This is a genomic window from Pelatocladus sp. BLCC-F211, assembly GCF_041928655.1.
Lineage (GTDB): Bacteria > Cyanobacteriota > Cyanobacteriia > Cyanobacteriales > Nostocaceae > Pelatocladus.
On record NZ_JBHFLM010000103.1, the window covers coordinates 1 to 13,490 of the forward strand.

Sequence of the window (13,490 nt, forward strand, 5' to 3'; positions counted from 1 at the left end):
GAGGAGTTTTTCAAAAAGGACATTATGTAGGTTGGGTGGAACGGAGTGTAACCCAACATTAACCAGACTATAATGTTGGGTTTCGCTGTCGCTACACCCAACCTACAAAACTACAGTTCTCAAAGTAGACGTGGTTTAATAACACTTAAGACTTTATTTTAAGAAATGCGCGTCGTCATCCAACGAGTTAAATCATCTCAAGTTATAGTTAATGGTGAAATTATCGGCAAAATTGGACAAGGACTGAATTTGCTTGTCGGTATTGCTGAGACTGATACTGATGCCGAAGTTGACTGGATAGTACGTAAATGTTTAGAATTACGACTGTTTTCTGACCAAGAAGGCGGTGACAGGTGGCAAAAATCTGTACAGGAGATTGGTGGTGAGTTGCTGGTAGTTAGTCAGTTCACACTTTATGGGGATTGTCGCAAAGGGCGACGACCTTCTTTTGACCGTTCCGCAACTCCTCAAACTGCTGAAAATTTATATAACTGTTTTGTTGCTAAGTTACGCAAGAGTGGTTTAAGGGTAGAAACTGGCAAATTTGGGGCAATGATGCAAGTTGCTATTGAAAATGACGGCCCTGTAACCTTAATACTAGAAAAAGAAAATACATAAGTATTTACACATAGGCAATCAATCTCATTATTATCTAGACTTATTGGTACTAAAAGATGAGAAAATATTAATTTAAACATCACAAAACTTTAAATTCACTCATCATGGTAAAAATCCAGTTTTCTAAAGGTATTGACGAAGACGTAATTCCAGAAGTGCGTTTGACGCGATCGCGCACTGGTGACAGTGGTACTGCAACGTTTATTTTTCAAAATCCCAAAGCATTAGATAGTGGGAATACCGAAGAGATCACTGGCATGTATATGATTGACGAAGAAGGGGAAATTGTCACCCGCGAAGTCAAAGGTAAATTTATCAACGGTAAACCAGAAGCTTTAGAAGCTGTTTACGTAATGAAATCTAAAGAACAATGGGATCGCTTTATGCGGTTTATGCAAAGATATGCAGAAGAAAATGACTTGGGATTTAATCAATCTTAAGGAGTCATTGGTCATTAGTCATTAATTATTGGTCATTCGATTTTAGATTTTGGATTACTCTGTCGAGTAGACACGGAGTGGCTTCCAAAGGTAGCCGCACTTCGTGCGTCTATAGATTTTGGATTGACTCCATAGATAAATCTGCTTGCTCTGTAGTATCAAACAAGTATCGATCACAAAAAACAAGGGACAAATGACCAATGACTAATATCCCTCATTCAGATTCTCAAATTATGACGGTAACTTGTGCTGTAGTTACCGTTAGCGATACTCGTTCCGAATCAACAGATAAAAGTGGTCAGTTAATTCAACAATTACTCCGTGATGCTCATCATAAAGTCGGAGCTTATACGATTATTAAAGATGAACCAGCCCAGATTCAAACAGAGTTAGAACAGCTGGGGAAGAATTCCGATTTAGATGCTGTAATTTTTAACGGTGGCACAGGTATTGCACCGAGAGATACTACCTATGATGCCATAGAAAAGTTATTAGAAAAAACTTTACCTGGATTTGGCGAGTTGTTCCGCTTTTTAAGTTATCAAGAAATTGGTTCGCGAGCGATCGCATCTCGCGCGGTTGCTGGTGTTTATCAAAGTAAATTAATCTTTTCTGTTCCTGGTTCTAGCAATGCAGTAAGACTAGCGATGGAAAAATTGATTTTACCAGAACTTAGCCATTTGGTTAGTTTGTTGCGGTGAATGGGGAGCGGGGATTTTATGCTTGGTTGTGGGATTTCTCTGTGATTAGCTGTTTTGAAACTTAAGCGATCGCACTCATAGCAAAAGCCCTTACCAATCTCTCACGCATGATTTTGGAGTGCAACATCAGTTTCATCACGCACGTTTTTAGTTATTTTTGTTAAGGGAGTAAGTTTAGTAAATTTTGTTAGTAGAACGAATAATTAAATGGCTCGTACCCCAACATTAACTTTTGATCGTGGCACATTAATTTTACATCCACCACCACGTGGTAAGGCTTGGACTGATTACGCCGTATGGGATGATAGAGTTGAAAAATTCCGCATTCCGGCGATTAGATATCGTCCTTTAGTGGAAGCACTACAAGCGGAAGATACCTATTTTGTTGATGAAGCGAAGGGTTTTAATTCTCTTGAATTGCTTTCGAGTTTAGAAATGGAACCCTATCCCCATCAAAGCGAGGCGTTAACAGCTTGGAAGTTGGCGGGAAGACAAGGAGTAGTAGTATTACCTACCGCAGCCGGAAAAACTTATTTGGCGCAAATGGCGATGGAAGCGACGCCGCGTAGCACGCTGATTGTAGTGCCAACACTGGATTTAATGCATCAGTGGTATGCACATTTGATGTCAGCGTTTCCGGATGCAGAGGTAGGGTTACTGGGGGGTGGTTCGCGCGATAAAACAGCAATACTAGTTGCAACTTACGATAGCGCCGCCATTCATGCTGAAAGCTTGGGAAATCAGTATGGGTTGTTGATTTTTGATGAGTGTCATCATCTACCAACTGATTTTAATCGGGTAATTGCAGAATATGCGATCGCACCTTATCGTTTAGGACTATCGGCGACACCAGAACGCAGCGACGGTAAACATACCGATTTGAATATCCTAATTGGGCCGGAAGTTTATCGCAAAAGGGCTGAGGATTTGGCGGGAAAAGCCTTAGCAGAACACGAAATTGTGCAAATTAAAGTCAAGCTATCGCAGCACGAACGCCAAAGATACAACGAGTTGATTCAAACCCGCAATGATTTTTTGCAGCAAGCAAAAATTTCTTTAGGGAGTATTCAGGGTTGGCAAAAATTCGTCCAAATGAGTGCGCGATCGCAAGCAGGGCGTAGAGCGATGTTAGCACATCGGCAAGCCAAAGAGATTGCTGTCGGTACAGATGGAAAGTTAAGAATTTTAGCGAATTTACTAGCCAAGCATTATCCAGAAAGAACTTTAATTTTTACGGCTGATAATACTACCGTTTATCGAATTTCTCAGGAGTTTCTAGTTCCTGCTATTACTCATCAAACGCCTGTAAAAGAACGTCACGAGGTTTTAACAAAGTTTCGTGAAGGGGAGTATAAAACTTTGGTAGCTTCCCATGTGTTGAATGAGGGTGTAGATGTACCCGCAGCAAGTGTAGCAATTATTTTATCTGGTACGGGTTCGGCTAGGGAATATACTCAGAGATTGGGAAGGGTGTTAAGGAAAGGTAAGGATAATAATAAGCAGGCGATTTTGTATGAGGTAGTTGCAGAAGATACAGCAGAAGAGGGAACTTCGGCGAGAAGAAGAGGAGTGAGAAATGAACCACAAAGGACACAAAGAAAGAAGGAGGAAAGAGGAAAGTTGCAAGTTGTTTATGGTACTGGTGAGGAAAGAAGTTATCGCGCTGCGGAGCAGTTAGAGATCAATTATTCAGTTGATCATAAGAAGTCTAAAAAAGAAGATCAGTCTGATAATAAGTATCTATGAAACACTTTTTCTCTTAAAAACTCTTAAGTTGTAAAAATAATTATTTGTATCATCTTGAAAGGAAATCAAAGACTTCTTAATTAGTGCTTCGCCAGTATCTTTCCAATCACCTCCCAATTTATCGGTCATTTCTTTCAATTTCTTTGGATCTATAATCAGTGTTGTAATTTTCTGTTTTTCTTCGTTGGAAAGCATTCTTGCATAACTGGGAAGAAAAACTAGTTCAGCATTTTTATAAGCAGCATAATATGCTCCGTAGTCACAATAGACCCAATCACTCTTTTTGACATTTTTTTGGACAAAAGCTTCTACATTTGCATAATTTCTCGTTTCCCATTCATTAATTGCTAGGCTAGCTTTCGCCGGAAATCCACCCAAAGAAGCAATTAATAAGATTAATACGGCTGTTAAATTAATCCATTTTTTGCTACCAGATAAGGAAAAGTTATCTAGCTCTGAGCAAATGCAGATGGCCATGGGAATAAATGCCATCCAGGTATAGTAATGAGGATATTTACCAGCAATCACAATTGCTAGAGGAATAAACAATCCCCCTACAAACCCAAAGGAAATAGGTGAGTAAAATTTAAATTGCCGCTTAAAAAGTTGATAAATAACCAGAGTTAGTGTCAGCAAATGTAAGAATGCTGTACTAAAATCTATAATGAAAACTTTTTGTAGGCTCAAAATTTTGAGTATACCTTTGTCATCACCCTGAACAATTGCCTGAGCAACTTGACCAGTTAGTATATGCTGTGAACCAAAGGTTGATAGAATAAATTTAAACCAAACTCCATTTGTAAAATAGAGAGTATAAAGAAATATTACTCCTAAAACTACTCCAATTCCCAGGGAGACGAACTCTTTAATTAATAATTTTCTCAAATAAAATAGTAAGACTCCACAAAGGACAATTACATAAGCAAGCAGTTGTAGTCCTGCAATGGGAATAAAAATACCAATACATGCCAAACTAACGCAACGTAACCAAGGAGATGTGATTGTGTATGCAAGTAAGGCTGCGGAAGCAACAGTAATTGCAATAGAGTCCGCACGTCCACTACTGTAACTAAAGCTAATACCCGAACTTGAAAGTATCAGACAAATTAAGGTAATTCTGCTCCAAGGTGAATTAATTAATTTGAGCCTAATCACAGATAGCCAGAGCATTAACACAGAGCCAACTATCAGAAAATAGTTCATCGATCTGACTGCTGTTAGACTAAAGCCAAAAATTTTGAGCCAGTGGTAAAGAATGATTTCATGAAGTGGGAGATTACCGGCCCAAAATTCTTCTTTTGTTTGGTAATACCATGCTGTAGATATCCACCCTTTACCAAAGTAAAGATTGTTGGGTGGATCTGTGAACATAACTTCATCTGTCCATACTGGCTCTATTCTAGATGCTACTACTAAGCCAACCAATAAAAATAGAATGCATAATACAATGATTAAAATAACCTCGAATTTCCAACTGTTATTTTGCTGTTGATCTTGATTGGGTATAAAGGATGCTTTATCCATAATTCCATCACAAAAATCAATTATAATTTTTTAATGTGTTTTAATTTTCCATGAATACTTATTCACCTGTGTATAATTACCATTCAGGCGAACAAAAATTACTAAAAATTAGTCTTAACGCTACTGTGATGAAAATCAAGAAACTAAAAATTAACTGGTTGCTCATGATGAAAATTTACTCACTTTATATTTTTGAAGAAAATACAAATTTAGAAAAATTTTTCATAGCCAACAGCAGCATCAAATTCCCAAAGTTCGGCTTCCTCTGGATAAGGTGTTTGCACCCATTTACCTGCGAGTTTTTCCCACCATCGGGGCGGATGGGGTAAACTAGCAACTTGGATATAGCGACACCGACACAGCCATGCTCCTAAAGCGTCAGTATGTAAACTATCGCCAATGACGACAACGTGTTTAGCTGGTAGCCCTATATGACCCATTGCATGACGAAATGCTGATGGAAATGGCTTTTTGGCTGGACTGAGAGCTGGAATATCAAGACGATGAGACCAAAATTTGACGCGATAGCGACGTTTCCCATTTGAAAGGATAAAAAATAGCAATCCGGCTAACTTTGCTTGGCTGATCCAATCTTCTGCACCTGGAGATAAGTAGCGATCATCTTCAGACACAATAGTGTTGTCTAAATCAAGAATTATTCCTTTAATTCCACAGGTTTGCAGCCAGACAATGTCAATGTCATTAAGTGTATAAGCTTGTCTTGGTAATCTGTAAGGATTTTCTTTAAAACTTGGTCGGTTAGTTTTCTGAAGCAAAAAGTGCAGACTGTCGGCAACAAGTCTGAATATTTGGAACAATAAAGTCTTGAATTTGAACATCTAGAAATTTCTTTAGACGGACTCTTTGCTGATATTTTCAAACAACTACTGTATCCACCCTTGCTGTTTCAGCCAGAGAATTACAAAACAAGTAATAACCCAACTAACAACGGTTACTAAGAGTGGCACATCCTTTAACAAAACCTCTTCCGGGCGCTCACTATGTCCCCCTTTTTCAGTGTCCTGATCTACGTAAATAGCAATCTCTTGTGGGTCACTGAGTAATTGATAGCGAAAAATCCCATACAAGACAAAAGGTGAGGTCAGTAACATCCAGGAAGTTGAAGCACCGTTTACTACTGGGCCAGAACTCCAAAGAGCATAACTGACAAGCGTTCCTGTTGTGACTACATTCTCCATTCGGTTGAGCAGTGGTAAGGAATAACGCTTTAGGACAGCACGAGGTTTAGCACCTTTTTTTTGAGCCAATCGCAATTCTGCTTTGCGTTTCTCAATTGCTAAAAAGAGTGCCAACATAGCAGTACACAGCACAAACCAAGAAGATAAAATAATGTCGGTGGCAGCAGAACCGGCATAAGCTCGCAGCACAAATCCCATAGCAATAGACCCAATGTCCAAAATCACCATCCGTTTTAGCCGCAGATTATAGGCGATTTGTAATAAGGCGTATGCGGTGATAGCTGCACCCAATTGGGGCGATTTCAACCACCCAACAATCAGGGCGCTGGCTAGTAGCACCAAGGCCATTCCAATAGCAACGGGGATGGTGACTAATCCAGCAGCAATTGGCCGCTTACACTTGACAGGATGCTGACGGTCAGATTTGACATCTGCGATATCATTGATTAAGTAAAAACCACTTGATGCACAACAAAATAATACAAATGCTAGTAAGCTACCTAGTGAAGATTGCAAATTAATACTAAAAGCAAACAACGGCGCTGCAAACACTACTAAGTTTTTTGTCCATTGTCGCGGTCGTAGAGCAGCTAAATGATACATCAATTTTTTGGAGTTAGTTGCTATAGCAACTGAAGATTTTCCAACAAGTGAAGTAAGTCGAGAGCTCATAAATATCAAGCCTCTCTATAATTAAGAGAATGAGATTTCACAACTTTTCCAGGTTTATAACTTGCAAAAGTAAAAACCTTTAGAACTTTACTTGCTAGATATTACCTTGACTAAGTAATGCTTTAAGTATATGAAGAAATTCTTTATACAATTTTTATTAAAGTTTTATATAATCTTTTCCGGTAATTCTTAGTAATTCTAAATTTAAGATTTGATAAAGAATCAGAAAGCTATCCAATACTGATCAGGGTTTTGTCCAAAATCCCGCCCTAAAATAAATTCGTGACTCATAGCTAGTTCTGAAAAATATATGAAATCCAGCATTAAGAGGGATTTCCAAGAAAAAAATGTGTGTAAGATTGCCAGAAAATCGTCCAATGCTTGCAAAAGCAGGTGAAAATGAGCAGTAATTTTGGTGAAAAGAGGATACCAGTAGAGGAAGAGTACCTTTACTGGAGAGTCAGTTGAATCTACTGCATCATGACGTCAAACTGGCTCTAGCTTTGAATTGAAGGTAAAATTAGCTGGCGATCGCATTCATTCTTTTTTGGCTAGCTGTGGATTTAACCTCCGAAAGCTTTACCGCTTTTTTGTTACTGCTCCACTGATTCACCTTGTAAACTAAACTACTATTTTTCAGGCACGACTAGGCTGCAACAGTTTCTTCTGTATTTACTTGAACCCGATTATTATCACTCTCATTAATGTCATCATTGCTATCATTCTGAATCTCTACTTCATCTTCTACTGGTGTCTCTTCTAAAAGTTTTTCGAGGGAACCTATTAACTCATAATTTTCTTCATATGGAATCTCAGATATCAGTTTTTGCAAGCTAATTTCTGTTTCTTTAGGTTCTCTAACACAATCACCAAATAATTCCCGTACCTCTTCATAATCAATTACAAAACCATGTGAAGGATAGTCTCTGATCAGCTGTTCTGTAATCTTAAGCCTGTCTTTATTTAGTCTTGTTCCATAATCTCTTGCAACACTTATCTCTCTCTCTAGTTCTCCAAGACGTGCAGGCTGAATCTGAGTTGAAATTGGTGCAAGCAAATGAATAGTAATCCTAGCAGCAATATCCTCTAATACTTTTAAAGGAACGATTTTTCTCAATCCTGAATCTGAGAAATAAATGCCACTCAAGACCTGATCAAACATTTTAGGTGCTTGTTCACTAATGACTTTTAGAGACTGTTGTATATTTAAACCTGATTCCGTGGCGATATCACCATCTTTCATAACTTGGACATCAAGAGGTCCTAACTCACCTGAATCAGACATCACAATTTCATCAGATGCAATAGATAACAGCGTTCCCGCACTTTTACAGCGCCAGAAAATAAAAAGAATGAGCTTCTTGTAATTTTTCTTCAAGAATCTTGCTAATCTATAGGCTGAATTTAGATCTCCTCCATAAGTCGTTAAAAAGAGAGCAACGTGACTTTTGCTCTGGGAAGAGTTTCTAATTTCTTTAACTTTCTCAATCAAATGATTTACTTCTCTATGTTCCATGTCTGCATGGAAAACAAAAATATCAGCATCTAATTCTTGAGAAATTTGTTGAAGATATTTTTGAGCCTCTTTTTTTTGTGCTAAAAGCATAATTTTCACTCTCACTTTTCTATATTTGTTATATTCCTAAAATAGGAAGAAAATGTGAGTAACTTGTGAAGAAGTATTTTACAAAACTTGACGTAAAAATTTTGATTTACACATCTGTATTTATAAATAACAAGTAATATTTGTAATGTGCATAACAAGTTTTCAAATTTTTATGCATTTGAACCACAATAATTTGTGGGAGCGTACAACAGTACACTCCCACAAAATGGTTTATTCAAAAAGTTGAGTCATTTACAGTTATCTATCAAAAATAACACTGTAAATTACGTAATTACACTACCTGAAATCCAAAACCTAAACTTGCCCAATTATTTACATCCAATACATAGGAGTCAGCAGGTATAGTATTAGAATCAACTTTTGCTGTACTGGCGTTGTGTAAATCTTGCAGAAGACCATAGGCAACTTCTAGCGGATTTAATATTGGGAGAATACGTTGTTGATCGGCGCGGGGATGTTTAGCAGCTTTTAAGGCGTCGAGGGTTTGGGTAAAAGGAGCCGTGCTAAAGATTAATTGGGTTTCACTAAAGGAAGGTGGCCCTTGAATTACCCATTCAAAGCCAGATGTGGTTTGTGGTAGAGTCAGGGTTTCGCCGGAAGCAATGGTAATATTAGTCAGCTGTGGTTCTGAGGATTCATCAGTTTCTGTAACTTTTTGCCACGGATAGAGAGCGATCGCATTCTTCGCGCTATTTAGTCCTAAAAGCATACAGTATATTGGGCTGTTGCCCGTGTTTTGCACACGATAATGTACTCGACTACCGATAGGTATGGTGGCTATATGTCCGATTTCATTACTAGCTGATTTCTTGCTAGTAGATTCTTGAGTTGCAGTTCGCAGTGTTTCGCGATGCATGACTGTGCGAGGCGCAATACCACTAATTATCTCTAGACTTGCCTTCACACTCAAGCGAGAAGAACCTTCGTTGTCTGTGAGTCGCCACAATTTTGCTGCTAAAAGGGTTTGCAGTTTTGGACTTAACCTCTGTACTGCTACTTTGACTGCTTCTCCTGCTTCGCCAAAAGAATTGGGAATTTTTTCGCTGCTGGGAGAAAACAAGCCATAGCGACTGGGAGAGACAATCAATGAGGTAGAAGCGATGAAATCTTTGTTTTTGCTATCTGGACGTTTACCAAATACGTAGTCGGCTGTTTGTTCTCCTGCGACTACACTCGTCACATGAGCGACGGTAGCAAAGGCGCTGGTAGCATCTACTCGTTCAATTCTTTCTAATTCTCCATCGAGAGCAACTATTAAGTTGATGTTTCGGGGTAAGACTCGTACTGATTCTTGGACGAGTTGTCCGACTTGGGGAAAAGTTTTATCTTCAGAAGAAGAAATTTGAGTTTTTGCTGTTAAACCACTACGCGATCGCAAGATCAATTCTGTAGTTGCACCTGTTTGGTTCACCAGAGTCAATCGAGAATTTGCACTGTAGTGTTCCAGTACATGGGGTGGAATTCCTGCTAACCACACCAGTGCTGTTTTAGCATCTTCTTCGGTTGCTGTGATGACTCCCTCTGCACTAACCGTATCTGGGAAAAAGTTCTCGATAAATTGGACTCGTTGTTGATTTTTCTTGGCGAGCAATAAGCTTGGTTGCTGTGTGCTACCCAACTGCTGCATTGCACTCCCCACACGGGAGATAAATGCGGGAATTGTGATCTTTGGTGTTGTTTCCCATAGATATTGTGTCAAGGCGTATGTAAATAATCCTGCGCTAAAACCAGAATATTGTATTTCTCGTGCCACTTGATTCGGAGCAGAAGTTGCAGACAATACTACTCCCACCTGTTCTGTAGCGGCTTTTTCTCGGAGTTGTTTTTGCAAATCTAGTTCTGCATCTACTAAAATTGCTTCCTGTGGCGTCTGACAGGCGCGAATTCGCAAAGGAAGTACCAAACTATCAGGGGTATAGTAACTAGTATCTAATACTGCTGTAACTCGATCTGTAGGGAGCGATCGCAGCATCAATAGTAGGGTTTCTTCTAATAAATAGTTGACAGTTTTTGGATCTTGTGAACTTACTCCAATTCCATCTGCGGGAACCAGAGCATTTTGCATTGCTTCTGATGAGTCCCCCAAGCGGACACGACTACCATAGCCGCTAAAGTGGAAAACAACCACATCACCAGGTTTTGCTTGTCCAATTAAATGCTCCCAAAAAGCAGATTCAACAAATTCTCTGCTGGCTTGTTCGTCAGTCAAAGTCAAAATATCTGATGCTTTGAACCCAAAACGGTGAATCAAAACCTCTTTTTGTAATTCCACATCTACTAGACAACCATCTAGCGCTGGAATTTGGCGATATTGGTTAATACCCACCAATAATGCCAGTTTACGCGGACTGGGTTGTGCTAACGCCTGCTGATAACGAGTTCCTAATTGGAACCACTCAGCCTCTGCTACACCCATTACCGCTAATATGGAGCCAAACCGTTGGAAAAACGTTCGCCGCTTCATAATTGCTATCAGCCCTTAGTCCACCAGCTTATTAAGCTTATCGGGCAGAGGGCTGTAGTGTAAAGATTGGGGAAAGGGGATCTCCGATCCCCTTTCCCCATTCCCTAAACAGCTACTTTCATCGCCCGTGCTAATTCTGCTGCTACTTCTGGGCGAGAAAATTCTGGTGGGGGTAACTCGCCCCGACGCAACATTTCTCGTACTTTTGTACCCGATAGGTGAACACGTTCTTCTGGCTTGCTGGGACTAGTTTTGGTTGTCGCCATCTGCTTAGTACGGGTACAGTAGAAGGCATGTTCAAACATCATTGGTGTGATGCCAATTTCCTCTGGTTTAAACTCAGCGAAAATGTATTGAGCGTCATAGGTTCCGTAGTAATCACCAACACCTGCATGATCCCGCCCGACGATAAAGTGAGTACAGCCGTAGTTCTTGCGAATCAAAGCATGGAAAATTGCCTCACGTGGTCCAGCGTAACGCATCGCTGAGGGGTTAATTGCTAAAATCACCCGATTTTCGGGATAGTAATGTTCTAGGAGAATTTCATAGCAACGCATCCGCACATCAGCAGGAATATCATCATCTTTTGTTGCGCCTACCAATGGATGCAAAAATAGACCATCTACGATTTCTAGCGCACATTTTTGGATATATTCATGGGCGCGGTGGATGGGGTTACGAGTTTGGAAACCAACAACAGTTTTCCAGCCTTTCTGCTGGAATAATTGACGTGATTCGGCGGGATCAATTTGGTAGGCGGGGAAGTAGGGATGGGGATCGCGTTCTAATAACCACACATCACCTGCAAGATTCACAGGCCCTTGGTTGTAGACTACCTGCACACCGGGATGTTTTTCTTCATCGGTACGATAGACATTGATTGCTTCCCGTTGTTTGTCATAGCGATATTTTTGAGTTAGTTCTAAAACTCCGATAAATCTGCCTTCCGGGTTATCCAAACGCACCAAACCGCCTTCGGTCAGAGAGCCTGCGACTTCTTCGCTAACTGAAAGTGTAATGGGAATTGACCACACAGTACCGTTAGCCAGTCGCATTTCAGCAACAACGCGATCATAGTCCTGCTGGTTCATAAAACCAGTGAGCGGACTAAAACCACCGATCGCAATCATTTCTAAATCAGAAACAGCTCTCTGGTCAAGCTGCACGCGCGGCAAAAATTCGGCCTTGGAAAGAAATATTTCTTTTTGTTCTGGTGTAGCAATGCGATTAACTAACTGCCCACCGTGAGGAGGAATGCCTTGTGGATGATAACTCAACTTCGCCCCTTATTTGCCTAAATACAGTTTTTTTTAAGGTATGTTAATAACTTACCAAAATGTCAGTATGTATAGAGCAAAATTTGTAATTGTACTCAAAAGTAAAATAAATTTTTATTCGTTTCAGTTAAATTATGTATTTTCGCTGATTTTAAAAGCTTTTTTCACTAAGCAAGTGCGTTAATTATACTTTGAGGCATGACAAAAGACTGCGTATCTTTTTCGGATCAAGAAGAATTTGGCTAAAATTATCCAAATAAGTTCGTAGTGAGGACTTTAGTCCTCAAGAAAGGACTAAAGTCCTCACTACAAACCTTTGGTTATTTGCGCTATCTTACTTAACTAATTTCGTTGCATTTTCAGCAATTCTTGAGGAGAAGCTAACAATTTGATTTTAGTATAAAGAATTTCTCGCTGCTGATTGAGGACAAATTGCCATAAAACATTAACACCACACCAAGAAGTTTGTGCTTTTCCTCTCACCTGAAATTGAATAAGACCTTCTTCTAAAGTTTCAGAGATTCCTTGCTGAGGATAAGCTTTAATACCTAAAGCTTCTTTTTTCAAATAATTAGCGATCGCCTCTGATCCTATTATCCCAGATTCAAATGGTGGATGCATAACACCATCATTTGCAAATAAATTAGCAGTAGCATCAAAATCTCCTGCATTTAAGGTTTGAAAGTAACCGAGGATCATTGGTTCTGTAATTCCTTCAATAGTTAATTCTTGTGTAGTATTTGCAGCTGATTGTGATAAAACCATAACATTAACTCCAATTTATATTTCCATTAATTTACAAATAAAAATTAATTTAAAACCTGCTAGAGATGTATTTTTTATATTGGCTAGTAGTTAGTGGTCAGTCTATCAATACAACTTACTACAGTGTTTTATTAGTTCGTAGCGAATTCTATACGGAAACACTCTGCGTGACTCTGTGTTTAAGATTACGCCTAACCCAACAAAAATTAAGATAGGTGTTGGGTTTCCAAGCACCAAAACTGATATGAAAAATGCTCTTCAATTTTCCCAATCAGTTGATGAGGATATAAAGAGCAGTTTAGTAGTTGGAAATAAGGCAATACGGTTCAGTTAAGAAGAAATGTAGGTTGGGTTGAGCGCAAGCGAAACCCAACAAAGCCTTGATAATGTTGGGTTACTCTGCGATCAGCCGCGCAGGGCGCGTCTACGTTCCTCAAACGCCAGGTGCTACAACTCT

The 13,490-nt window shown here is 39.4% G+C and carries 11 protein-coding genes; 4 read left to right on the forward strand and 7 right to left on the reverse strand.

The window, feature by feature from the left end; translation table 11 throughout:
• The first annotated feature begins 165 nt into the window (after positions 1 to 165).
• The 4 genes from dtd (at position 166) to ACE1AT_RS12560 (ending at position 3,505) form a co-directional block, all read left to right on the forward strand.
• Positions 166 to 618, forward strand: coding sequence for a D-aminoacyl-tRNA deacylase (gene dtd, locus ACE1AT_RS12545; RefSeq protein ID WP_374868728.1), 453 nt, complete (start codon positions 166 to 168; stop codon positions 616 to 618).
• A gap of 104 nt (positions 619 to 722) precedes the next feature.
• Positions 723 to 1,058: a photosystem II reaction center protein Psb28 gene (gene psb28, locus ACE1AT_RS12550; RefSeq protein ID WP_374868730.1), complete on the forward strand. Its 336-nt coding sequence runs from the start codon at positions 723 to 725 to the stop codon at positions 1,056 to 1,058.
• Between the two features lie 200 nt (positions 1,059 to 1,258).
• A complete protein-coding gene (locus ACE1AT_RS12555; protein WP_374868732.1) occupies positions 1,259 to 1,759 on the forward strand; it encodes a molybdenum cofactor biosynthesis protein B in 501 nt (166 codons plus the stop codon).
• 207 nt (positions 1,760 to 1,966) lie between these two features.
• Positions 1,967 to 3,505, forward strand: coding sequence for a DEAD/DEAH box helicase (locus ACE1AT_RS12560; RefSeq protein ID WP_374868734.1), 1,539 nt, complete (start codon positions 1,967 to 1,969; stop codon positions 3,503 to 3,505).
• On the opposite strand, the gene ACE1AT_RS12565 is transcribed toward ACE1AT_RS12560, so the two are convergent.
• From ACE1AT_RS12565 to ACE1AT_RS12595, 7 genes are all read right to left on the reverse strand, one after another.
• Positions 3,500 to 5,029 (reverse strand): hypothetical protein, encoded by a 1,530-nt coding sequence (locus ACE1AT_RS12565; RefSeq protein WP_374868736.1) that lies wholly within the window; start codon positions 5,027 to 5,029, stop codon positions 3,500 to 3,502. The two genes, ACE1AT_RS12560 and ACE1AT_RS12565, sit on opposite strands and share 6 nt — an antisense overlap.
• A 209-nt stretch (positions 5,030 to 5,238) precedes the next feature.
• The gene (locus tag ACE1AT_RS12570) at positions 5,239 to 5,868 is read right to left on the reverse strand and encodes a YqeG family HAD IIIA-type phosphatase (protein ID WP_374868738.1); all 630 of its coding nucleotides are present in this window, start codon (positions 5,866 to 5,868) and stop codon (positions 5,239 to 5,241) included.
• 45 nt (positions 5,869 to 5,913) lie between these two features.
• A complete protein-coding gene (locus ACE1AT_RS12575) occupies positions 5,914 to 6,900 on the reverse strand; it encodes a decaprenyl-phosphate phosphoribosyltransferase (protein ID WP_374868740.1) in 987 nt (328 codons plus the stop codon).
• Positions 6,901 to 7,546: 646 nt separating this feature from the next.
• Complete coding sequence (locus ACE1AT_RS12580) at positions 7,547 to 8,506, reverse strand: hypothetical protein (protein ID WP_374868742.1); 960 nt, start codon at positions 8,504 to 8,506, stop codon at positions 7,547 to 7,549.
• A 292-nt stretch (positions 8,507 to 8,798) separates the two neighbouring features.
• Positions 8,799 to 10,991: a caspase family protein gene (locus ACE1AT_RS12585; RefSeq protein ID WP_374868744.1), complete on the reverse strand. Its 2,193-nt coding sequence runs from the start codon at positions 10,989 to 10,991 to the stop codon at positions 8,799 to 8,801.
• A 104-nt stretch (positions 10,992 to 11,095) separates the two neighbouring features.
• Positions 11,096 to 12,268 (reverse strand): sulfate adenylyltransferase, encoded by a 1,173-nt coding sequence (gene sat / locus ACE1AT_RS12590; protein WP_374868745.1) that lies wholly within the window; start codon positions 12,266 to 12,268, stop codon positions 11,096 to 11,098.
• 342 nt (positions 12,269 to 12,610) lie between these two features.
• Complete coding sequence (locus ACE1AT_RS12595) at positions 12,611 to 13,033, reverse strand: nuclear transport factor 2 family protein (protein WP_374868747.1); 423 nt, start codon at positions 13,031 to 13,033, stop codon at positions 12,611 to 12,613.
• Positions 13,034 to 13,490 lie beyond the last annotated feature (457 nt).

What these genes read in the sequence shown, in the direction of transcription:
- ACE1AT_RS12570 (WP_374868738.1), bottom strand. Translation starts at nt 5,868, where the DNA reads ATGTTCAAATTCAAGACTTTATTGTTCCAAATATTCAGACTTGTTGCC.
- ACE1AT_RS12565 (WP_374868736.1), bottom strand. Translation starts at nt 5,029, where the DNA reads ATGGATAAAGCATCCTTTATACCCAATCAAGATCAACAGCAAAATAAC.
- ACE1AT_RS12585 (WP_374868744.1), bottom strand. Translation starts at nt 10,991, where the DNA reads ATGAAGCGGCGAACGTTTTTCCAACGGTTTGGCTCCATATTAGCGGTA.
- ACE1AT_RS12560 (WP_374868734.1), top strand. Translation starts at nt 1,967, where the DNA reads ATGGCTCGTACCCCAACATTAACTTTTGATCGTGGCACATTAATTTTA.
- ACE1AT_RS12575 (WP_374868740.1), bottom strand. Translation starts at nt 6,900, where the DNA reads ATGAGCTCTCGACTTACTTCACTTGTTGGAAAATCTTCAGTTGCTATA.
- ACE1AT_RS12595 (WP_374868747.1), bottom strand. Translation starts at nt 13,033, where the DNA reads ATGGTTTTATCACAATCAGCTGCAAATACTACACAAGAATTAACTATT.
- ACE1AT_RS12555 (WP_374868732.1), top strand. Translation starts at nt 1,259, where the DNA reads ATGACTAATATCCCTCATTCAGATTCTCAAATTATGACGGTAACTTGT.
- dtd (WP_374868728.1), top strand. Translation starts at nt 166, where the DNA reads ATGCGCGTCGTCATCCAACGAGTTAAATCATCTCAAGTTATAGTTAAT.
- psb28 (WP_374868730.1), top strand. Translation starts at nt 723, where the DNA reads ATGGTAAAAATCCAGTTTTCTAAAGGTATTGACGAAGACGTAATTCCA.
- ACE1AT_RS12580 (WP_374868742.1), bottom strand. Translation starts at nt 8,506, where the DNA reads ATGCTTTTAGCACAAAAAAAAGAGGCTCAAAAATATCTTCAACAAATT.